General features: G+C 53.4%; 23 protein-coding genes. 9 read left to right on the forward strand and 14 right to left on the reverse strand.

From position 1 onward, the window contains the following. Positions 1–36: 36 nt before the first annotated feature. The 11 genes from NFR87_RS09160 to NFR87_RS09210 form a co-directional block, all read right to left on the reverse strand. On the reverse strand, positions 37–753 hold the full coding sequence (locus NFR87_RS09160) for an SGNH/GDSL hydrolase family protein (protein ID WP_251449064.1): 717 nt from the start codon (positions 751–753) through the stop codon (positions 37–39). Between the two features lie 2 nt (positions 754–755). Next, on the reverse strand, positions 756–1,208 hold the full coding sequence (locus NFR87_RS09165; protein WP_251449065.1) for a DUF4358 domain-containing protein: 453 nt from the start codon (positions 1,206–1,208) through the stop codon (positions 756–758). 19 nt (positions 1,209–1,227) lie between these two features. Next, positions 1,228–2,088 carry a GDSL-type esterase/lipase family protein gene (locus tag NFR87_RS09170; protein WP_251449066.1) on the reverse strand — a complete coding sequence of 287 codons (861 nt, stop codon included), beginning with the start codon at positions 2,086–2,088 and terminating at the stop codon, positions 1,228–1,230. A 36-nt stretch (positions 2,089–2,124) separates the two neighbouring features. Next, positions 2,125–2,826, reverse strand: coding sequence for a YjjG family noncanonical pyrimidine nucleotidase (locus NFR87_RS09175; protein ID WP_251449067.1), 702 nt, complete (start codon positions 2,824–2,826; stop codon positions 2,125–2,127). Beyond that, positions 2,823–3,287, reverse strand: a complete 465-nt coding sequence (locus NFR87_RS09180; protein ID WP_251449068.1) for a threonine/serine exporter family protein — start codon at positions 3,285–3,287, stop codon at positions 2,823–2,825. The genes NFR87_RS09175 and NFR87_RS09180 overlap by 4 nt, the downstream gene beginning before the upstream one ends. A 2-nt stretch (positions 3,288–3,289) precedes the next feature. Next, positions 3,290–4,057, reverse strand: a complete 768-nt coding sequence (locus NFR87_RS09185) for a threonine/serine exporter family protein (protein WP_251449069.1) — start codon at positions 4,055–4,057, stop codon at positions 3,290–3,292. Between the two features lie 96 nt (positions 4,058–4,153). Then, positions 4,154–4,516 (reverse strand): DUF3783 domain-containing protein, encoded by a 363-nt coding sequence (locus tag NFR87_RS09190; RefSeq protein ID WP_251449070.1) that lies wholly within the window; start codon positions 4,514–4,516, stop codon positions 4,154–4,156. Then, a complete protein-coding gene (locus NFR87_RS09195) occupies positions 4,513–5,424 on the reverse strand; it encodes a DMT family transporter (protein ID WP_251449071.1) in 912 nt (303 codons plus the stop codon). The genes NFR87_RS09190 and NFR87_RS09195 overlap by 4 nt, the downstream gene beginning before the upstream one ends. A gap of 44 nt (positions 5,425–5,468) precedes the next feature. Continuing rightward, positions 5,469–7,148, reverse strand: a complete 1,680-nt coding sequence (locus NFR87_RS09200) for a recombinase family protein (RefSeq protein ID WP_251449086.1) — start codon at positions 7,146–7,148, stop codon at positions 5,469–5,471. Between the two features lie 10 nt (positions 7,149–7,158). Further along, positions 7,159–8,013: a KilA-N domain-containing protein gene (locus NFR87_RS09205; protein ID WP_251449072.1), complete on the reverse strand. Its 855-nt coding sequence runs from the start codon at positions 8,011–8,013 to the stop codon at positions 7,159–7,161. Between the two features lie 47 nt (positions 8,014–8,060). Beyond that, complete coding sequence (locus NFR87_RS09210) at positions 8,061–8,234, reverse strand: hypothetical protein (RefSeq protein ID WP_251449073.1); 174 nt, start codon at positions 8,232–8,234, stop codon at positions 8,061–8,063. Between the two features lie 105 nt (positions 8,235–8,339). On the opposite strand from NFR87_RS09210, the gene NFR87_RS09215 reads away from it, so the two are divergent. The 8 genes from NFR87_RS09215 to NFR87_RS09250 all read left to right on the forward strand — a co-directional run bounded on the left by NFR87_RS09215 (position 8,340) and on the right by NFR87_RS09250 (position 17,596). After that, the gene (locus tag NFR87_RS09215) at positions 8,340–8,855 is read left to right on the forward strand and encodes an RNA polymerase sigma factor (RefSeq protein ID WP_251449074.1); all 516 of its coding nucleotides are present in this window, start codon (positions 8,340–8,342) and stop codon (positions 8,853–8,855) included. A gap of 84 nt (positions 8,856–8,939) precedes the next feature. Then, positions 8,940–9,623, forward strand: coding sequence for a hypothetical protein (locus tag NFR87_RS09220; protein ID WP_251449075.1), 684 nt, complete (start codon positions 8,940–8,942; stop codon positions 9,621–9,623). A gap of 42 nt (positions 9,624–9,665) precedes the next feature. Then, entirely contained in the window at positions 9,666–11,258 is a 1,593-nt protein-coding gene (locus tag NFR87_RS09225; RefSeq protein WP_251449076.1) for a type I restriction-modification system subunit M, read from the forward strand. Beyond that, positions 11,245–12,036, forward strand: a complete 792-nt coding sequence (locus NFR87_RS09230; protein ID WP_251449077.1) for a hypothetical protein — start codon at positions 11,245–11,247, stop codon at positions 12,034–12,036. The genes NFR87_RS09225 and NFR87_RS09230 overlap by 14 nt, the downstream gene beginning before the upstream one ends. After that, on the forward strand, positions 12,033–12,638 hold the full coding sequence (locus NFR87_RS09235) for a restriction endonuclease subunit S (protein WP_251449078.1): 606 nt from the start codon (positions 12,033–12,035) through the stop codon (positions 12,636–12,638). The genes NFR87_RS09230 and NFR87_RS09235 overlap by 4 nt, the downstream gene beginning before the upstream one ends. After that, complete coding sequence (locus NFR87_RS09240; RefSeq protein WP_251449079.1) at positions 12,613–13,920, forward strand: restriction endonuclease subunit S; 1,308 nt, start codon at positions 12,613–12,615, stop codon at positions 13,918–13,920. Before NFR87_RS09235 ends, NFR87_RS09240 begins: the two co-directional genes overlap by 26 nt. Next, a complete protein-coding gene (locus NFR87_RS09245; protein WP_251449080.1) occupies positions 13,920–14,525 on the forward strand; it encodes a hypothetical protein in 606 nt (201 codons plus the stop codon). Before NFR87_RS09240 ends, NFR87_RS09245 begins: the two co-directional genes overlap by 1 nt. A 5-nt stretch (positions 14,526–14,530) precedes the next feature. Then, positions 14,531–17,596 (forward strand): type I restriction endonuclease subunit R, encoded by a 3,066-nt coding sequence (locus NFR87_RS09250; RefSeq protein WP_251449081.1) that lies wholly within the window; start codon positions 14,531–14,533, stop codon positions 17,594–17,596. Positions 17,597–17,646: 50 nt separating this feature from the next. Here NFR87_RS09250 and mobV read toward each other — a convergent pair whose 3' ends face one another. The 3 genes from mobV to NFR87_RS09265 form a co-directional block, all read right to left on the reverse strand. Further along, positions 17,647–18,633 carry a MobV family relaxase gene (gene mobV / locus NFR87_RS09255; RefSeq protein WP_251449082.1) on the reverse strand — a complete coding sequence of 329 codons (987 nt, stop codon included), beginning with the start codon at positions 18,631–18,633 and terminating at the stop codon, positions 17,647–17,649. A gap of 336 nt (positions 18,634–18,969) precedes the next feature. After that, positions 18,970–20,613, reverse strand: a complete 1,644-nt coding sequence (gene rlmD / locus NFR87_RS09260; RefSeq protein ID WP_251449083.1) for a 23S rRNA (uracil(1939)-C(5))-methyltransferase RlmD — start codon at positions 20,611–20,613, stop codon at positions 18,970–18,972. 39 nt (positions 20,614–20,652) lie between these two features. Further along, positions 20,653–21,456, reverse strand: a complete 804-nt coding sequence (locus tag NFR87_RS09265; RefSeq protein ID WP_251449084.1) for an RsiV family protein — start codon at positions 21,454–21,456, stop codon at positions 20,653–20,655. 143 nt (positions 21,457–21,599) lie between these two features. Here NFR87_RS09265 and NFR87_RS09270 point away from each other — a divergent pair, with 143 nt between their 5' ends. Then, entirely contained in the window at positions 21,600–22,085 is a 486-nt protein-coding gene (locus NFR87_RS09270; RefSeq protein ID WP_251449085.1) for a MarR family winged helix-turn-helix transcriptional regulator, read from the forward strand. Positions 22,086–22,108 lie beyond the last annotated feature (23 nt).

Consider the following 22,108-nt stretch of genomic DNA (forward strand, 5'->3'; position numbering starts at 1 on the left):
GCATCCTTTGGATGCCGGGCCGCTTTTTCGATCCTTTTACGTGCCCACTGTATGCGTACGCAGGTAACAGAGCCAGGCATAGCAGCCTTCCGGAGTGAGGTAGAGTCCGTCGGTGCTCAACGCGTCGGCCAGGCCCCCGGGCTGGGTGAAGGGGGCGGCGGTATCCACCAGATAGACCTGCTTTTCCCGGGCCAGCTGGGCCAGGAGGTAATTGCGCCGGGCCAGCAGAGTGTTGCTGGGGCTCTGGGCGGCGGAGCGGAAGGAGGTGACGGGGATCAGGGTCTGGATATAGATCTTTGCCTGGGGCAGGAGGGCGCGCAGGTCGTCGATGAGGGCGGCATACTCGCTGCAAAAGGTGGCCTCGTCCATCCAGGCGGCCTCGTTGAGGCCCAGCATCACATAGACCTTCGTCCACGCCCCGCCCTCCAAGGCTTGGGCAAGGGTGAGGTTTCTGTCGGTGTAGCTGTTTTTGGTGCGGGCGGTCTGGACGTTGATATCGGAGAAGGAGAGCACCAGGCCGGGAACCTCCGCTCCGCCGGCCATGGCATAGAGCCGGGGATCGCCCAGGAATACCGCGTCGGAAAACCAGTCCTCCTCCACCGCCGGCGCGGCGGGGACGGGGGCCTCAAAAAGAAGGGGGGCGTCCACCACTTCGGGAAGGGCGCTGGACTTCGGCTGGGAGGCGACGGCCTGAGAGGGAAGGGCGCACAGCAGCGCCAGGACTGAGGCGGCGCAGAAAAGGCGGCGTTTCATCTTCATCCCTCCAAAAATTCACTGACAGGGCCGTAATCAGAGGCGATGACCAGCAGCACCGAGCTGCCCCGCTTTTCAATGACGGCGTCCTTTAGCTTGTCCATTTCTTCCGGCATATAGTCCTCCAGCTCCTCCAGCCGATCCTCCACCCGGTAGCCCAGGGCGGTCTGGGCGGCCTGGGCGGCCTCGTCGCTGTCCAGGGTGAAGATGGCCAGCTCCTCGGCGGAGGAGGGGGAGGCATAGACCGCGCTGGCGGTAACAGTGGCCTCGTCAATGCCGTAGAGGGCGCAGGCGGTGGCCTGGTCGATCTGGGTCAGGGCCGTGGTAAAGGCCCCCTCCGCCTCCCGCAGCTCGGCAGCGTCCTGGGCGGGGGAGAACTCCGCTGTCTTTCCGCCGCAGGCGGTCAGGGACAGGCAGAGGACGGCAAATACAATGCCGGAGAGTATCTTTTTCATCTTATATCACCTTTTGTTATCAGGATGAGACTCCCGTATGGGTGGTCAGATAGTCCAGCCACAGCAGATAACCGGATTTTTTAAAGTGGACGCCGTCGGCGGAGAGGTCGGACTTCAGCTCCCCGTCCTCGTCCTCCATCACCTCGGCGATGTTGAGGAAGTAGACCTTTTTCTCCTGGGCCATGGCGACCAGGGCCTCGTTATAGGCGGAGACCCCCTCGTTGGTGACGTAGTAGGGCTGGTCATAGCTTTTGCAGTCGGAAGTGTTTACCGGGATAATGGACTGGACATAGATCCGGGCGTCCTCCTGGCTTTCCCGAATGGCGTCGATGAGCTTGCCATAGTGCTCGGCAAAATCCTGGGGGGCCTTGTAGCCCAGCTCGTTGACCCCCAGCATCACATAGACCTTGCCGTACTGCTTTTGGGCCAACACATCCAGAATGGGCAGCTTTTCTCCCTCCTGGCGAATGACCTTTTTGCCGTCCAGGATCTCGTAGACGGTGATGCCGGTGTGCTCCAGGAAGACGGCTTCGGCGGTGATGCCGCTGAAGATATGAAGGCCGTCGGTGCGGGAGTCCCCAATAAAAACCGCGTCGGCAAACCAATCCTCCTGGGCCACCGCTTCGCTCTCGGGGACAGGCTGCGACCAGTCCGGCTCCGGGGTGGGAGAGGGGGTGGGCTCCGGAGTCGGAACGGGGGTGTCCTCCGGCGTATGTACGGGGGCCTCCACGGCCTGGGAGGGAACTTCGGCGGCCTGGGGCGCGCCCGCCTGGTGGGACATGAGGGACATGAGGATCAGCGCTACGCAGGCGGCCAGGATGGCCATGAGCCAGAGGGAAGGATGGCTGGCGCCTCTGGCAGACGGAAGGAACTTGGACACGGGAGATCACTCCTTGGATGGATTCAGGGCACGGATCTAAAAGGGGGCGGAGAGCAGCAGCTTTTCCATATCGGCGAAGCTGGTGGCCCGGTAGGTGGGCTTGGGATGGCCCTCGCCCTTGCCGGAGCGGTCGAACCAGAGGCTGTCCAACCGGGCATTGAAGGCTCCGCGGATGTCGCTGGAGAGGCTGTCCCCAATGACCAGCACCTTTCCGCTCTGGCGCTCTGCGCCCAAGTCCTTCAGGGCTTTCTCAAAAAAGATCTTTTCCGGCTTGCGGCAGCCCATTTCCCCGGAAATATAGACCCGATCCGCAAAAAAGCGCTCCAGCGGGGAGCTTTTCAGCCGCTGCCGCTGGACAAAGGCCACTCCGTTGGTGACCAGGGCCAGCACATAGCGCTGGGAGAGCTTATAGCACAGTTTTTCCGCCCCGGGCAGAAGCACCGGGTTCTCCGCCAGGCGGTGGAGGCCGAAGTCGTTCCACTCTGCCGGGTCGCCCTCCACGCCCTCCTGCTCCAGAAACCGGGCGTACCGCTCCACCACCAGAGCCTCCTGGGAAATTTCGCCCCGGTCAAAGGCGGCCCAAAGGGCGGCGTTGATGGTCTTGAACCGGCCCTTTCGCTCCGCTGTAGGCTCCAGGCCGTAGTGCGCCAGGGTGCGGGTCAGGGAGAAGTCCTGGGCGGCGTCAAAATCAAACAGGGTGTTGTCGGCGTCAAAGAGGAGCCACTTGTATTTTGTCATGAATGGAGCTCCTTCCGGTTGTGATGAATGTTTTGCCACATCCGCACGATGGAGGACACCAGCAGTACCCCCACGGCGATGGCTCCCGCCACCCCCAAAGTGTGGAGGAAGGAGACCAGAAAGGCGTCGATCTCGCCGTTGATGGCGTGTTCCATGGTGTAGTAGATGCCGCTGCCGGGAACCAGAGGGAAAAAGGCCGCTAAAAGATACCCGGTGACAGGATATTTGCGCAGGCGGGCCATGATCTCGGCATAGGCCGAGATGACCACGGCGGCCAGAAAGGTCTGACTGATGTCGCTTTGCAGAAGGGGGGCGGAGAGAAGATAGGTCAGCCACCCCAGAGCGCCGCCGAGGGCGCTGATAAAAACGCCCATGCCGTGGATGTTGTAGACCACGGCGAAGCCTCCGCTGGCGACGAAGGAAAAGAAGATGGGCAGGATCCATTTTGTCAGAAATTCCATCCCTACACCCCCCAGAAAAGTTGGGTCAGGCCCAGGGCGAAGGCGGTGCCCAGGGCCACGGACACGCCGGTGAGCAGGGCGTCGGCGACTTTGGTGATGCCCGCCACCATGTCCCCCGCCATCACGTCCCGAATGGCGTTGGTAAACATGATGCCGGGAACCAGAGCCATCAGAGCGCCGATGATGATGGACTCACTGTGCTCCCCAATGCACAAATGGGTCGCCCCCAGGGCCATAAAGGCGGACAGGGCGGCGCCCAGCATGGATTTGAAAAAGAGGTTGGTGCCGAGCCGGGTCATGGCCATCAGGGCAAGACCCACGGCCAGGCCGCACACTCCGCCGCATATTGCGTCGCGCAAAGTCCCGTTGAAGAGCAGAGTGAAAGCGGCGCAGCCCAAAAAGTAGGCGGTGCAAAGAACGGGGATGGAATATTGCCGGCGGTTTTGAGAGATCGCGTCCAGCGCCGAGCGGGCTTCCTCCAGAGGAGGAGCTTCCCGGCACAGGCGGCGGCACAGGTCGTTGTAACGCTCGATGAGATCCACGTCGGTGCCGTGAGAGGGCATCCGCCGCACCTGGGTCAGGGTTTGCCCCTGGGGTGTGCGGAAGCTGACGATGATGCAGTTGGGGATGACAAAGGGGTCGGCGGCTTGAGCGCCATAGGCCAGAAGGAGCCGCTGGATCGACTCCTCTACCCGGTAAATTTCCGCGCCGCTCTCCAAAAGACCATAGCCCAGGTCGGCGGCCAGCTCCAAAAGGCTGTCGTAGTCCATGCGAGTCCCTCCTTCCCCCGAAATATTACAACATATCAGTTTACCCCATTTTTCCCTTCCCTGCAAGAGGGGAACGGGGCGGAGCGGGGGGAAATTTCAGGAGAGTTGGAGTCGCTCCTTGACCAGCTCGGCATAGAGATCCCGGAAGCTCCAACGGGCGTTGTGGGCGGTGAGCACCGCCTTGAGGCAGCTCCGGGCGCCCATACGGGTCAGAGCGGGGAGGAGACGGTCAAACTGCTTGCCGGAAAGGGCGCAGAACACCAGGACGGGCTCCTCCAGCGGCGCGCCCGCCGGGTGGGGCTGGGAAGTCTGGAGCCCCTGGGCCAGGACTTCTACGGTGCGGTCTAAGTCCTGGGTCTCCACCACGCGCAGCCGGAAGCCCTGGATGGCGCAAAGCTGCCGCAGCTGGCCGCCCCAGGGGGTGGGAGCGGGGGCGTAAAAGAGGATCGTGGGTTTCATTTTACCTCTGCCTCCTCTTCTGCCGGCGTTCTGTGCCAATCCTGGGAGAGGAACAGCCCCGCCAGGATAAGAGCCATGCCCGCCAGAGAGGCGAGGGTCATGCGCTCATGGAGCACAATGGCGGAGGCCACCACCGTCACCAGGGGAACCAGGTAGATATACACGCTGGTGGTGAGGGCTCCAAGCCGCTTCACCGCCAGGTTCCAGGTGACAAAGCAGGCCGCCCCGGCGCCGAGGCCCAGGTAGAGGATGCCGAAAAGATTTGCCGGGACGGTGAGGGCGGAGAGCTGAGGGTGGAAGTCCATAAAAAACAGGGCGGGGAGCATAAAGAGAAGTCCATAGAAAAACACCCGGCGGGTGCAGAGAATGGCGTCGTAGCCCAGGGCGTTGAATTTACGGGAGAGGATGGAATAGACGCCCCAGACGAAGGCGGAAAAGAGGCTCAAAAGATCGCCCCGAAGGTCGAGGGCCACGCCGCCTCCGCCCCAGCTGACCAGGGCCACGCCGCCAATGGCGGCGGCAAAGCCCAGGAAAAACCGGGGCCCCGGTTTTTCCTCCCCCAGGAACCGGAAGGCCAGCAAGGCGGTGAAGAGCGGGGCGGTGGAGACGATGACCCCCACATTAGAGGCCAGGGTGAAGGTGAGGGCGATGTTCTCGCACAGGTAGTACAAGGTCACGCCGCACAGGCCCGCGGCGGCGAAAAGAAGCTCCTCCCGCTTTCCGGCGGTTTTGAGCGTCCTGGGCCGGACGGCCCAGAGGGCGAAGTAGCCCAGCAGGAAGCGGATAAAGAGGATCTCGATGGGGCTGAAGGAGGCCAGCAGGGACTTGGTAAACACAAAGGTGGTGCCCCAGAGCAGAACGGTGAAGCAGGCGGCAATATGGCCGCTGCGGCGGGTGTTGTCAGACATAAAAAGACCTCCGGAACCTGTTGAAATATGGGCCTTGGAAAGATTCAGCGTGCCCGCGCCAAAAGGGTCACGGTCTCGATATGTTCTCCAGAGTCTAAACTCAACTCCATGCCCTCCCGGATGATGGGCAGCTTGAATTTGATGGATTTGAGCCACTGACCATTAGGCTGGCGCTCCTCATAGACATGAATCTCGGAGATGAGAGACTCCACAAGTTGGCGGCGTTCCAGCGGATTCATAATGGCATACAGACAGTCAAAGTAGATGAGGACTTTGTAGATGTTGTCGCTGGTGATCTTGTCCGCCTCAATGGAGGTCTTCTTAGCTCGGGCTTCGATAAGCTGATTTTCCACAGACTCGATTTTATCGTACAGCTTGTAGATGCGCTCGTCCAGGTCATTCTTCTGACGGAGGTAGTGCCGGTCATCTGGGTTGAGGCCATCCAGTTCCTCGGTCAGCCGGGACTTGAGGGAATAGATCTGGCGAAGCTCTTTTTCGTAGTTGGTGATCTCTTGATCGATGGCGGCAGTGTCCACCTTTAGATTGATCTTCTCCTGCATCATGGCGGCGAATTTGGGATTGCTTACCAGCTTGGTAATGACCTCCGCCACCGCTTCGTCCAGCAACTCTTCCCGGATCTGCTTTTTATAATTGCACTTGTGTCCCCGCAGCATGGTGCGGTGTTTGCAGCCATAGTAGTAAAAATCCTTGTAAAACGAGCCATCCGGGTGTCGCTTGGAGCTTTTGTTACCGTACATCCCGGCACCGCAAAGAGGGCATTTTACGATGCCGGAGAGAAGATGGATATGCTCATCCTTGCCCCGGTGAATATGCTCGTACCGTTTAGCTTGGGCCAACAGCTTCACCTGAGCCTGTTGCCAGACCTCCTCAGAGACAATAGCCTCGTGCTGGCCGTCCGCAAGCAAATAATTTTCCTGATGAACCAGGCGGTAGTCGTTGCGGGTACCGTGTACCTTTTCGGTCTTTCTGCGGCCATAGGCGATCTTGCCGCAATAAACGGGGTTTTTCAAAATCAAGCGAATAAGGTGAGCGTCAAAGAGTGTGTTTGTTCCGTTTTGCCGGGGTAGCTTGCGGATGCCGTGATCCTCCAGATACTTGGAAAGGCCGTTGGCACCAATGTCGGTGTTAACATACTGGTCATAGATGGTTCGGATGGCAACGGCCTCTTCTTCGTTGATCTCCAGCCGTCCATTCACCAGGCGGTAGCCGTAGGGGGCAAAGCCGCCGTTCCACTTGCCCTCTCTGGCTTTCTGGATGCGGCCCTCCATGGTTTGGACACGGATATTCTCCCGTTCGATCTCCGCCACAGCGGAGAGGACGGAGATCATCAGCTTTCCGGCATCCTTGGAGGAGTCGATGCCATCCTCCACACAGATGAGATTGACCCCAAAATCCTGCATGATTTGGAGGGTGGACAGCACATCGGCGGCGTTCCGTCCGAAACGGGACAGCTTGAATACCAGTACAAAAGATACGCCGTCTTTCCCGGATTTAATATCCTCCATCATCCGGGAGAACTCGGCCCGGCCCTCAATGGATTTGCCTGACTTGCCCGCATCCTCGTATTCCCCTGCAATCTCATAGCCGTTATATTCGGCAAAGGCTTTCATCCGGGCTTTCTGGGCATCAAGGGAGTATCCATCCGTCTGCATGGCGGTGGACACACGGGTGTAAAGATAGACCTTTATTTTTCCTCTGTCCATACTGTTCATGTTACGCCTGGCCCTCGGGAAGCTGCGGCAGGCTGCTGAGGTTTAAGGCTTGCAGGGAACGCATTTGCTGAACGGCCAGATCTCGCAAAGCCACCAGCCGTTCTGACTGTGCTTTGCCCTGCTCAATAAGGATGGCGTTATAGCTTTCCAGATTGGCCAGCACCAAAAGCTGTTGGAGAGTAGCCTCGTCCCGCATATTGCCCTTTTTGCCGGGGTGAGCCTCCCGCCATTGCTTGGCGGTCAGACCGAACAGAGCCACATTGAGAAGGTCGGCCTCGCTGGCGTAAGTAAAGGCGATCTGCTCCGCTGTCAGCTCCGGGGGAATCAGGTTTTCCTTGATGGCATCGGTGTGGATGCGGTAGTTGAGCTTGGCAATCTCCCGGTTCAGGTTCCATCCCAGGGAGATACGGCTGCTCTCATCGGATTTCAGCCGCCGGTAGTCCTTCATCACATAGAGTTGGAATTCGGGGGAGAGCCAGGTGGCAAAGGCCATGGCGATGTCCATGTGAGCATAGGTGCCGCCACCGTAACGGCCGGACTTGACCACAATGCCGATGGCGTTTACACCCTTAATCCATTTTGTAGGAGACATGGTGAAAGCGTTGGAGCCGGCCTGACTTTTAAAGGTGTCGAATTCGACGGGTTTAAAATCCGGGTTGTGCATGCTCTCCCACAGGCCGAGAAATTCGATGACATCCCGGCCCCGCATCCAGTTGCGGATCACATCGTTTGGCTCGTCGCTCTTATATTTTGCCAGATCAGTCAAGGAAATAAATTCGTTTTCGAAGTCTGTGGTATAGATACCAATATCAATTCCTTTGGCGTGGATGACCTCTTTCTTGATCGGATTTCCCATGAAAGGAACACCTCCTGTATTTCGTTTGGACAGCTCTATCACGATAATCATACCATAGCTTCCGGGCCTTTGCAACAAGGAGTTTGAGCTGTTTCGACTTCTTTTTCTGTGTTGTAAGATTTGGGAGCAGGGGCAGGCAGATTATCCAGATCCAACTGGTCTATGTACTTTTCGATCAATCCGGCCAGCAAATCCGCCAGACCGCTCCATTCATCTCGCATGGATACCCTCCTCACTCTTGACAAAATCGTTGTAATTGATCATAATAATTATATCAATTACAATCGTCTATTTTATAGACGGTGAGGAGGTTAAAAGCGGTACGCATGAGCAAAGGAATTTTGAAAAAGACGATGGCGGAGCAAAGAGAAGAACGGCTGGATGCCAAGCTAAAGGCTCTGGCAACAGAGGGAAAGTGGGACGAGGTGTTGGCTGAGCTGGATCATTTTGATGAAAACAACGAGCGGCGGCATCGGGAGCATCGGGATGACCGGGACCTGACATTACTGGAGCGACAACATTGTGAAGGTGAGTACGGCTTCATTGGACTACGGAGTTTGTGCAGGACGGAGGATTGGAATGAGATTATTTTCTTACAAGACCCGGAAGAGCTGTACCAGTTGGTAGAGGAATACCCGGTAAGCGCAGCCATGCGGGAACTGACGCCAAAGCAGAAGGAGATCCTGCTGAAAAACATTGTCTGGGGTATTCCAACAAAAGATTTGGCGGAAGAATCCGGGTGCAGCGTCCGTAATATCACCAAGCAGCGGCAGAGGGCGCTGGAACAAGTAAGGTGGCTGGTGACGGGAAAAACCGCCGCCAATCGGGAAAATCAGTCCTAAAAACAGAAAAACGTCCAAGCCGTACTTGCGGCCCGGACTGAAATATGATACATTGATTACATAGATTACACTGGAGGAATCTTCATGGAAATGAAAGCCATGTTCTCTGATTTGACCGTGCTGTGGAAGCGATGGTCGGAGTACCGGGTGGTGGAGCAGGCCTTCAACCGGCGGATATTCCGCTATCTGGTACCTGTACCGGGAGCCACAGAGGTGACCTACAACTGCGCCGAGCATGCCGAGCAGATGGTGGCCGATGCTTTGGAGCTGGGACGACAGCTCAATATGGAGGGCACCGACCAAGACCGCCTGTGTGCCGATTTTGCGGTCCGCTACGGCCTTTTGGGGCCGGATGTGGAGTTGGGACAAGCCATCGGAGAGGAGCCGGACACGCCCCCACCGTTTCGCCCTGTAGGCACGATAGAATACGGCGAGGATATGGATTCATTCCAAAAGGAATTCAAGCATCTCTATCAGCATTTTCTCCACGCCAACGGAGAAGGGGAAACTCCTGTTGGGGAATTGACTGGTCTTCTGCCGTACCGACTGACAGCTGGGCGGACACCCCAGCTCATCTGGGAGATCAAAAGCTTGGAATCAGTGTTGCGACTGACCTATGCAGCCCTGATCACAGCGCCGAGCAGAAGCCTCAAGATTTGTAAGAATTGCGGGAGGGTGTACTATAACCCCCGAGCCAAGAGCGAATTTTGTTCAACAAGGTGCAGGAATTATTATAATGTAAAAATGTATCGGGAGCGGGAGCGATAAAACGGCTAAAGATCAAATTACAAACAGAAAAGGGTGCTGAGAATGGACAATAAAAAGGAACAAGAGCGCGAGGAACTGCATCGGGCGATTTGGGCCATAGCCGATGAACTGCGGGGCGCAGTAGATGGCTGGGACTTTAAGAACTATGTCCTCGGCACTATGTTTTATCGCTACATATCCGAGAACCTCTGCAATTATATCAACGAGGGTGAGGTCGCCGCCGGAAATTCTGATTTTGATTATGCACAGTTATCTGATGTTGAGGCGGCGGAGGCTCGTGAGAGCTTGGTGCAGGAAAAGGGATTCTTTATTCTGCCCAGTGAGTTGTTTTGCAACATCAGGCGCAGGGCCAATCAGGACATACAGTGGGCCAAGGAACACCTCAATGAAACTCTGGAGCAGGTATTTCGCCACATTGAGGAGTCCGCAAAGGGTAGCGAGTCAGAAAGTAGCTTTGCCGGACTGTTTGATGATTATGATGTAAACAGCAACAAATTGGGTGCAACGGTAGCCAAACGAAATGAAAAGCTGGTCAAGCTTTTGAACGGTATTGCGAATATGAATTTGGGTGATGTCAAGGATCACCAGATAGATGCCTTTGGCGATGCCTATGAATATCTTATGACTATGTATGCCTCCAATGCGGGCAAGTCCGGTGGTGAGTTCTTTACCCCCGCCGATGTTTCTGAACTGTTGACCCGGCTTGGAACGGTGGGGAAAACGGAGGTCAATAAGGTCTATGACCCGGCATGCGGCTCCGGCTCTCTGCTGCTGAAAGCGGAAAAGGTGCTGGGGCGGGATGGCGTTCGAAACGGCTTTTTCGGGCAGGAGATCAACATTACCACTTATAACTTGTGCCGTATCAATATGTTTCTCCATGATGTGGGGTTTGACAGATTTGACATTGCCTGTGAGGACACATTGACCAGCCCCCAGCACTGGGATGACGAGCCATTTGAACTGATTGTTTCCAACCCGCCCTACTCCATTAAGTGGGCCGGGGATGACAACCCCATTTTGATCAATGACCCTCGCTTTTCCCCGGCGGGGGTCTTGGCCCCCAAGTCCAAAGCCGACCTTGCTTTTATTATGCACTCGCTGGCCTGGCTGGCCACCAACGGCACGGCGGCCATTGTTTGCTTTCCCGGTGTCATGTACCGGGGTGGGGCAGAGCAGAAGATCCGAAAGTATCTTATCGACAACAACTTTATCGACTGCGTGATCCAGCTTCCCTCCAATCTGTTTTTTGGGACCAGCATTGCTACTTGTATCATGGTATTGAAGCGAGGCAAGGCGGACAATAAGACCTTGTTTATCGATGCTTCCGGCGAGTGTATCAAGGTGACGAACAACAACAAGCTGACCCAAGAAAACATCGACCGAATCGTAAAGATCTTTTCCGCCCGTGAGGAAGTCAAGCATTTTTCCCACTTGGCCGATTACCAGGAAATCGAAGATAACGGTTACAATCTATCGGTTTCCACTTATGTGGAAGCGGAGGACACCCGGGAGAAGATCGATATTGTGAAGCTCAACGCTGAAATTGAAAAAATCGTCGAGCGGGAGCAAGTGCTGCGGGATGAGATTAATAAGATAATTAGAGAGATAGGGGCGGATAGCGATGCGTCTATCTAATGTACTATCAAAACCTCCGGCAAGCACATTTTCTCAAGTGGAAAATTTCTTGGGGAAGACCAAACTGGGGAGAGGAAAGCAGAGGAAAGTCAATGCGGGCACAGTGGGGCTTACATATTTTTGTAATCAATGTGATGACGATGTAACTTTTACCTTTGATGGTGAACTGTTCTGTATTGGAATAACTGACCGCTTGGTCAGCATTGATTGTGTTTTGACATGCCCTCTTTGTGGAGCATCTGTGCCAGTGTGGTTTCTTGTGGAAAGTAAAGAGGATATGTTGGCTCCCGCTCCTGAGGTGCGGATATTAAAGCGGAGTGAGCGCCTAACAGGAAATGTTCAGTTAAAGCACGGACACCACCCGGAATATTCAGAATGGATGGAAAAGGCGGAGCGAGCATATCGTGATGAACTGGGTGCTGGGGCAATCGTATATTTAAGAAAGATATTAGAAGATGTTACGATTCGAACGGCAGTAGATTTGGGCATAGAAACGAAAAAGAAGGGTGGGGCACCCAAGCCGTTTAAAGAAATATTGGATAGTGTGGAGACTCAAAGACCGATTATTCCAAAAGAGTTTTCAGAGGATGGATATAGACTTTTTAGAGAGTTGAGCGATGTAGTCCATGGCGATTATGATGAGCAGACGGGGTTAAAAAAGTATGATGCGCTTCGTAGGTTAGTGGTTGGAGTACTTGATAACGTGAAAAATGCTCAAGAACTTGTGGGGGCAAAAGCAGCACTGGGTTGGATTGAGGGAAAGGAGGGGCAGGTATGAGTCAGTTGGAAAAGCTTATTGCGGAGTTTTGCCCCGATGGGGTTAGCTATAAGAAAGTGAAAGATGAATATAAAAGGTTGCGAGGGACCCCTATTACTGCAGCGAAAATGAAAGATATCGCATCTTCTGATGGAGAAATCAGGGTGTTTGCGGGAGGGAAGACCGTCATCAACGCACACGAAAAGGACATTCCGAATGCCAATATCACAAGAGTGCCGGCGGTGTTGGTTCAGTCCAGAGGTGTAATTGATGTTGTCTATTATGAGAAGCCTTTTACTTTTAAGAACGAGATGTGGGCCTATACAGCAGATGAAAAAATCTCGGTAAAGTTTCTCTATTATGTTCTAAAAAATAATATTGAAAGGTTTAGAGAGGCCGCATCAGGAATGGGATCCCTTCCGCAGATTTCGTTGCCTGTTACAGAGGAATTTGTAATGCCTGTGCCCCCGCTGCCTGTGCAGCGTGAAATTGTCCGCATTTTGGACAATTTCACGGAGCTTACAGCGGAGCTTACAGCGGAGCTTACAGCGAGAAAGAAACAATATGAATTCTATCGGGATAAGCTCCTGACCTTCGATGTCCTCGGGGGGGGGGGCGATTGAGTGCGAGTGGCGGACACTTGGAGAGGTTATTATTTCTCTCAATACAGGGCTTAATCCGCGCCAGTTTTTCAAATTGAATACCGATGATGCCCATAACTACTATGTGACGATTCGAGAAATTCAAAATGGGACAGTTGTGTTTTCTGAAAAAACTGACAAAATAAATGATGAGGCACTTCATCTTTGTAATAATCGCTCTCATCTTGAAGTTGGTGATGTGCTGTTCTCCGGTACAGGTACAATTGGCGAAACTGCGGTGATAGAGGAACCGCCCATAAACTGGAACATTAAAGAAGGCGTTTACGTTATTAAGCCCCAACAGAATGTACTTAACTCCCGTTTCCTGATGTACATTCTCCGTACGGATACTTTGAAATCCGCAATCGCAAAAAAAGTAGCTGGCGGCACAGTCAAAAGCATTCCAATGGCAGAAATGAAAAAACTTCAGATTCCAATACCTACTCTCGAAGAACAAAATCGTTTAGTTGATGTCTTGGACAATTTTGATGCTATTTGCTCTGACCTGAATATAGGCTTGCCCGCAGAAATCGAAGCCCGGAAAAAGCAATATGAATTTTACCGGGATGCCCTGTTGACATACGCTGCTACTGGGCGGATAATCTCTACAGACAGACAGACAGACAGACAGACAGACAGACAGACAGACAGACAGACAGACAGACAGACAGACAGACGTAGCGCCCTGATTCGGCTTTGTCAATATGTTTTTGGCGTTGTTTTTGTGACATTGGAAGATATTTCTGAAAACTATGACAATCAGCGTAAACCTGTTACAAGCGGAAACCGTGAGGTTGGGGAGTATCCCTACTACGGTGCTTCTGGTATCGTAGACTATGTAAGCGATTATTTGTTTGATGGGGACTATCTGTTGGTATCTGAGGATGGAGCAAATCTTTTGGCTCGTAGTACGCCAATTGCCTTTTCGATTTCAGGGAGAAACTGGGTAAACAACCATGCCCATGTTCTAAAATTTGATACCTATGCAGCTCGACGCTATGTGGAATTCTATTTGAATTCTATTGACCTTTCGCCTTGGGTTACAGGAGGCGCACAGCCAAAATTGAATCAGAAGAATCTGAATAAAATTAAAATCCCGTTTCCTGCTCCGAAAGAGCAAGAACACATTGTAGCCATCCTTGACCGATTTGATGCTATTTGCAACGACATTTCAGAAGGCCTCCCAGCCGAGATTGAGGCCAGGCAAAAACAATATGAATATTATAGAGACAAGCTGTTGACTTTTAAGGAGAAAGTAATTTAATGGGAAAAGATAGAAACAAGAAGAACAAGCAAAAAAATGTGCCGATACAAGCGCCTCAAGGTTTTTCTGCAGAGGAATGGTCACATATTATTGCTAAGGCCATAGAAGAAGCCAATCAAAATCGGCAAGCAGAAGCGAACAAGCGGCAAACAGAAGAACAAAAGTCGTGGCAGCAAGCACTTGGAATTAAGGATTATTCTGGCGAACATAGACCGAAACGACAAGTATTAGAGTTTTTTAATATTCTAAGAGCGTTTTTAAAATTAATTTTTCTGCCACGCAGAAAAATTAAGGGAGATAGAGTGACCTTTTCTTTGCTCCAAATGCTTTCTGCAATGGCTTTTGGAATTGTTGGCGGCATTCTGCTTCTTGTTGCTCTCACTCTTGTTGCTATGCCTCCTATTATTGCGTTGGCGGGGGAGACAATTACTTGGTGGCAAGCTATCTGGAGTGTAATATGGGGTATTTTAATATTCCTTATATCGAGACTTTTCCGTATTGCAAGCATTGAACTTGAAAATATCGAAAATCGAGGCTATCTGTTGAGTATTTTTGCTTGTATAGTATCTATTGTTTCTCTTGTTGTAGCACTTGTGAGGAGGTAGATGGAATGGCCTATTTTAATATCGTTGCGGCAACCACGGAAAGCACTGTGGTTGCCGAATATGAGCCCAAAGCAACCCGCTCTGATGCCTATCAAAGTGAGGCTGAATTGGAGCGGGAACTGATTCGAGTGCTGACCACTCAGGGCTATGAATACCTGTCGATCCATACAGAGGGCGATTTGGTCAAGAACCTCCGTACACAGTTAGAAAAGCTTAACGATTATGTTTTCACTGATAGCGAGTGGGAGCAGTTTTTTGCCGATTGCATTGCCAACAATAATGAGGGGATCGTGGAAAAAACTCGAAAGATCCAGTCAGACCACATCCAGACCCTTCATCGGGACAATGGGATGACAAAGAACATTTCGCTGATCGACAAGAAGAATATCCACAATAACTTTCTCCAGGTCATCAATCAATATGAGGTTGGGATAGAAGATGGGGCCAACCATGATAACCGCTATGATGTTACAGTCCTTGTAAATGGGCTGCCCCTGATCCATATAGAGCTGAAACGCCGGGGCGTGGCTATCCGGGAAGCGTTTAATCAGATCAAGAGGTATCAGCGAGACAGCTTTTGGGCGGGACATGGGTTGTTTGAGTATGTGCAAATATTTGTGATATCCAATGGGACACATACCAAGTATTATTCCAACACCACCCGGAACAGCCATATTAAAGAAATGGATGAGTCCGGGCGACGGAAGAGCAAGAAGACCAGCAACAGCTTCGAGTTCACCTCCTTTTGGGCGGATGGTAAAAATAAAGTGATTCCAGATCTGATTGACTTCACGAAAACATTCTTTGCCAAGCACACGATTCTGAATGTGCTGACACGCTATTGTGTTTTTACTTCGGAAGATGTGTTGATGGTCATGCGCCCCTATCAAATTGCTGCTACCGAACGGATATTGAATCGGATCGAGGTCTCTACAACTTATAAAAAAGTTGGGACGATCGAAGCGGGAGGATATATCTGGCATACGACAGGCAGTGGAAAGACACTGACTTCTTTCAAGACTGCTCAACTGGCCTCCCAGTTTTCCTATATTGATAAGGTTTTGTTTGTGGTGGATCGAAAAGATCTGGATTATCAAACCATGAAGGAATATGACCGCTTTGAAAAAGGAGCGGCCAACGGGAATGCATCTACAGCCATTTTGAAGCGTCAATTGGAAGATACGGACGCTAAAATTATTATTACAACAATCCAGAAGTTGGATCACTTTGTGACAAAGAATAAGGGTCATACCGTATTTGAGAAGCACTGCGTGATTATCTTTGATGAGTGTCATCGGAGCCAGTTTGGTGACATGCACAAGAAGATCACAAAGGCGTTCAAGAATTATCATCTCTTTGGTTTTACTGGCACTCCCATTTTTTCAAAAAATGCAGTGCGGGGAAAGCATGCAGAATTATTGACGACCCCTCAGGCTTTTGGTGGTGAAGCGGATAAGGACGGCAGGCCGACATTGCCGCTCCATGCGTATACAATTGTAAATGCTATTAATGATGAGAATGTCTTGCCGTTCCGCATTGATTATGTGGATACGGTCAAAAAGAAAGAAAACATCAAAGATAAGAATGTAAAAGCTATTGATATTGAGCGGGTCATGGGAGCCCCGGAACGGATCAAAGAGGTCTCTGAGTACATTCTGGAACACTTTGACCAGAAAACAAGGAGAAACAGCTATTATTCCTTAAAGGGGAAGCGAATGGCGGGGTTCAATTCCATATTTGCGGTCAGTTCTATCCCTATGGCAATGAAGTACTATACAGAAATCAAAAGGTTGCTTGCTGAACAGCGGCGACAGCTTACAGTAGCTACTATTTTCAGCTATTCTGCCAATGAAGAAGACCCAGATGATGTATTGGGAGAGGAGGGCTTTGATACAGAGGCGTTGGATCAAACTTCCCGTGATTTTTTGGAGAGTGCAATCAAAGATTACAATGAAGCCTTTCACACAAATTTTGATACATCTGCAGATAAATTCCAAAATTACTACAAAGATTTGTCCATGCGGGTAAAAAACCGGGAAGTCGATCTTTTGATCGTTGTCAATATGTTTCTCACGGGATTTGATGCAACAACGCTTAACACGCTGTGGGTGGACAAGAATCTAAAAATGCACGGTTTGATTCAGGCTTATTCCAGAACAAACCGCATTTTGAATTCAGTTAAAACCTATGGAAATATTATCTGTTTCCGGGATCTCCAGCAAGCAACCGATGATGCACTTGCCTTGTTTGGAGACGAAAACGCTGGCGGGATCGTTTTGCTTAAGAGCTTTGAAGATTATTATCATGGGTTTGAAGATGCCAATGGGAGATATCATCCGGGATATATAGATCTGTTGGAACGACTGGATGCGGAGTTCCCTTTAGGACAAGAAATTATTGGAGAGCGTGCTGAGAAGGAGTTTATCAAACTGTTCAGTGCGATCCTCTCACTGCGGAATATCCTTGCATCCTTTGATAAGTTTGGCGATGTGGAGAATATGTCCGAGCGGGATCTTCAGGACTATCAGAGCATCTACATTGACCTTTATGATAAGTATCGGAATCGTGATGATGGCGATAAAGAGAATATCAACGATGACATAGTTTTTGAAATTGAGCTCATAAAGCAGGTGGAAGTTAATATTGACTATATTCTAATGCTGGTGGAGAAGTACCACGATGGCAACTGTGAAGACAAGGAGATTTTGGCCACCATTCAAAAAGCGGTGGACGCCAGCCTTCAACTGCGCAGCAAGAAAGAATTGATCGAGCAGTTTATCAGCCGGGTCAATGTGGAGACTTCTGTTCAAAGCGATTGGAGGCGGTATGTGTCGGAGCAAGAAGAGGCTGATTTGACGGAAATTATTTCTACCGAAAACCTTAAGCCGGATGAAACACGCAAGTTTATAGAAAATGCTTTCCGAGATGGGGCGGTTAAGACGACGGGAACGGATATTGATAAACTCATGCCGCCGGTTTCGCGCTTTGGGGGTGGGAATCGAGCGGAAAAGAAGCAGGGCGTTATTGACAAGCTGAAAGCGTTCTTTGAAAAGTATTTTGGAATCATATAAAACACGCAAGACCCGAGGATGTTTGTGTCCTCGGGCCTTGTGCGTGAGGATCAAAACTCGTCATGAAATTTGTGTCCTTGTTCCTGCTCCTCCATCATCTGCCCGTATTGCTCCATCAGCCCCTCCAGCACCTCCTCGGGGATGGACTTGAGAAAGCCCCGATATTCCCGTAGCCCGTGGATCAGCGACAGGCTCTCTTGGTGCTCCTGCTGGAGTTCCCATTGGGCCTGTTTTGCTTGCTCACGCAAGACCGTCTCGTTGTAACGCATGAGCTTGAGTTGCTCTTCATAGGGTCTTAACTTGGCCTCGAAAGCGTTGACCTGAGGATACCACTTTTCCAGCAGTTTTGAAATTTTCTCTCTCTGCTTATTGGCGTTGAGAGGGCCGATGCGCTCCAATTCCTTCTGAATCAGAGTCATTTCTTCCGTCAAACGGTGGGCCTGCTTATAGAGCCAGGTGGGGATGTGTTTGCGCTTGGTAACGGCAGCGGACTCGCCTCGCTCAAGGGAAGGAAACTCGGCGCTCATGTGGTCGTGAAACTTATCCTGCCACTCCACCAGCTTTTCCCGCCCGCCGATGACCTCCTTGGCGGAGAGCCGGTTGTCAGAGGTGAGTGGGACAAAACACAGATGCATATGGGGATTGCGCTCGTCCATGTGGACTACGGCGGAGAAAATGTTTTCAACACCCACTTCCTTCTTGAAAAATTCCAACGCCAGCTCAAAATAGTGGTGTACCCTTTCTTCCGGAAGGTCAGCTAAAAATTCCGGGGAGGCGGTGACAATGGTGTCGATAAATTTCACGCTGTCTTTACGGACCTTCAGCTTGGGATTTTTCCGCTGGGCCCTTTCGATGCGGGACTGGATCTCGGCATAGTATTTCATCTGTGGCTCTATCAGATGGTAGTTGAGATGGCTCCGCTCCAGGTCTACATCCGGATTGCTGGCGTACTGTTCCTTCCGGCGTTCATGGTGTTTTTCCAGGGCACTGGCCGGGCCTCCTTTCCGTTTGGCGAAACGCATGATGGCATAAGGCATAAAATAAAACTCCTTTCTTTGATGGCAGAGCTGGGTGGGGAATGGTAGGTTTTTCACATACCACCCCGCCAAATGGAACCGCTACCAAAGGGGGGCAGCATTGCAGGGTAACCATCCTTGGACGGCGGTTTCCCGCCCACAAAAAGTGCTCGGCTCCCGATGAGGGAGCCGAGCACTTTTGCGTGCGGTTGTCGGGGCGGTATAACGCACTATACCTTGCCGCCCCGCTGGGGCTGGCAAGGTGTGCGCCGGGGACACCCCGGACCCCGAAAGGCAGAGGAGAAAAATCGGCAGCGGCCACAAATCATTGTGGTCGCTGCCGATATGTAACGAACACTATATCATACCGAAATGCTCCAATGCTGCTCGGATAGCGGCTTCTTTTTCTGGCGGGCATTTGGGTTGCTGGGAGGCGCCTGATTTGGGCGGGTTGTAGCATTGCCCTACCTCCAGGCCGCATTTCTTCTTGACCTGGGAGATATACAGACTGGAGACTTTCAGCCCAAACCGCTCCAGTACATACGATTTGATCTCGTCATAGGTGGCCTTGCTCTCTGCGGCAGTCACATCCAGCTCACTCAGGTCCAGATCTACCTCAACGTGCTTATCGGCCTTGAGTTTGGTCAATAGACATACCGTCTCCACGTGGGGGGTGCGGGGGAAAAGGTCGACGGCCACGGCCTTTTGGAGGCGGTAGCCGCACTCGGCGAAGCGTTTTACATCCCGGGCCAGAGTGGCGGGGTCGCAGGAGATGTAGACCACCCGCTCTGGATCCATCTGGACGATGGAGGCCACCACCTGCTCTGCCAGTCCCTTTCTGGGGGGATCCACGGTGACGACCTGGGGGCGTGTGCCCGCCTGCGCCAGACGCTGGGCGATGGCCTGGGCGTCGCCGCAGAAGAACTCCGCGTTGGTGATGCCGTTGCGCCGGGCATTTTCCACGGCGTCCCCAATGGCCTCGGGCACGATCTCGCAGCCCATGACCCGCTTGGCTTTCCGGGCCAGGCACAGGGTGATGGTGCCGATGCCGCAGTAGAGGTCAAGGACGGTCTCCGCTCCGGTGAGCTGGGCGAAGTCCAGAGCCAGGCCGTAGAGAACCTCCGCCTGGGGAGTATTGACCTGGTAAAAGGAGGGCACCGACAGCTTGAAGGTGAGGCCCCGGAGGGTGTCCATGAGGAAGTCATCCCCCCAAAGAGTGCGGTAGGAATCGCCCAAAATGACGTTGGTTTTCCGCTCGTTGACCCCCAGGACTACCCCTTTCAGCTTTGGCTCGGTGGTGCGGAGGGCCTCCACAAGCTCGGCCTCGTGGGGGAGAGACCTGCCGTTGACCAGCAGACAGCAAAGGCTCTCGCCGGCCTGGTTGGTGCGCACATAGAGGTGCCGCAGAAGGCCGGCGCCGGCGCGCTCATCGTAGGCGGAGACGCGGTATGCGGTCATATAGTCTTTCAGCGCCTGGCGCAGCCGGGCCGCGCTCTCCGGCTGGAGAAGGCAGTCGGGTACGTCGGTGACGGCGTGGGTGCGCTGGGCGTAGAAGCCGATATTGGGCCCCTGGGGGCCGGGAGAAATGGGAAATTGGGCCTTATTCCGATAACGGAGAGTATTTTCGGAACCGTATATAACAGAAACGGGGAGGGAACAGCCGCCGATCCGGGTGAGGCAGTCCTGAACTTTTTGCCGTTTCAGCTCCAGCTCTTCGCCGTAGGTCATGTGCCGCAGGGCACAGCCGCCGCAGGCGGCGTAGTGGGGACAGTCGCTCTCCAGCCGGGCGGGGGAGGGCTCCAGCACTTGGGAGACGTGGCCCCAGGCGGCGGAGCGGCCCACCTTGTCCAGTTGGACAAGGCAGGTCTCGCCCCTGAGGGCGCCGGCGATAAAGCAGGTCATGCCGTCGGGGAGGTGAGAGATCCCCTCTCCGTTGGCGCCGTAAGACTGGATGGCGAGAGAGAGGGGAGGGAGCAGGGGCTGTTTTTTGGCAGGTTTCATCGCAACCTCCAGAAAAGGGAGATTTGTGGACGGAAAAGCTCAATCCCAGGGGAGCAGGATGTCCTCCAAGTCCGCGTAGGGAATGGCGAAGGTGGGCACGCCGATGGCCTGGGGGAAGTCGAAGCTGGAGAAGTAGACGGTGAAGGCGCTTTCGGTGAGGTAAAAGTTTTCCTCCTGAAAGGCGTTTTTCACCAGGGTCTCGTCCAGAACGGTATCGGAAAAGGCACCCTGGGCATTGAGGGCCAGAAGGCACTCTAGGATCCGCTGTTTTGCCTCGTCGGCGGGGCAGGAGAAGAGCTGGGCAAACTCCAGCCGCGCCCCGGTGGTCAGGTCAAAGGTGTCGGAGAGGGGATAGAGGGTGGGGTAAGGGCCGCCGGAGTTGCTGTAGTGGCTGCGCAGGACGCTCACCCGGGTGGGGGTGGACATGGTGAGCTCGTAGGACTCGGTGTCCACATAGTCAAAGAAGGGGTCGCCGGTGGCCTGGGTGACGGCGAAGTCGTCCATGGCCCAGGCGGCCAGGTCGGCGGAGGAGATGGCCAGGTCGTCCAGGGCGGCGGCGTAGTAGGCGTTGACTGCCTCGTAGGCGGGCAGGCCGTCGGCGTTTTTGATCAGCGGCAGGCGGTACTCGGGGACAAAGACGGGCGCCTCGCGGCCCTCGGCGGTGAAAGCGGTCATGTAGACCTGCTCGCCCCACTCCGGGGCGGGGGCCGGGGTGACGGCCGGGGCGGAGGGCTCCGAAGAAGCGGGGGCGGACGGGGGCGTGGAAGCCGGCGTGTGGTCTACTGTGGCACAGGAGGAGAGCAGCAGGCAGAGACACAGCGGGAGGGCCAGTTTGCGATCCATGGCACAGGCTCCTTTTTTAAAATCGTTTTATGATGCTCTATTGTTCTATCTTATCACAGGGCGGGCCTTGGGACAACCGGAAATTCCGCTTGCGGGGGAGAAAAGAATCGACTATAATAGAAAAAAGACAAGGGGGCGGCGATATGGCAAGGAACCGGCAGGAGCTGCTGAAAAAGGTTTGGGACGCTCAGGATGAGGCTTACGAGCTGATGGTGGAATATGACTCTCTGCCCCATCACTACGGGGAGGCCATCCTCTACCAGGCGGAGGGAGAGATCATCGACCTCATCGCCATCCACCCCGGGGTGACCATTACTGACCTGGGGAACATTTTGAAAAAGACGGCCTCTGCCTGCTCTCAGATCGTGCGCAAGCTGCGGGAGAAGGGCTGGGTGGAGCAGACCCGGAACCGGGAGAACAACCGGGTATATAACCTGACGCTGACGGAGACGGGGATGCAGATCTACCAGGGTCACCAGGCGTTTACCCAGAACTGCCGGGACATCACCTTTGAGCTGCTGGGGGATTTTTCGGAGGAGGAGCTGGAGACCTATCTGCGGGTGCAGGAGAAGCTCAACGAGGCATATCACGGCGACGTGAAGCGCAGCCGGGAGCGGTTTATAAGGTAAAAGGGAAGCCGGGCGGCGAGAGC

Origin of the sequence: Vermiculatibacterium agrestimuris, assembly GCF_943193085.1 — a bacterium.
GTDB classification, from domain to species: domain Bacteria; phylum Bacillota; class Clostridia; order Oscillospirales; family Oscillospiraceae; genus Vermiculatibacterium; species Vermiculatibacterium agrestimuris.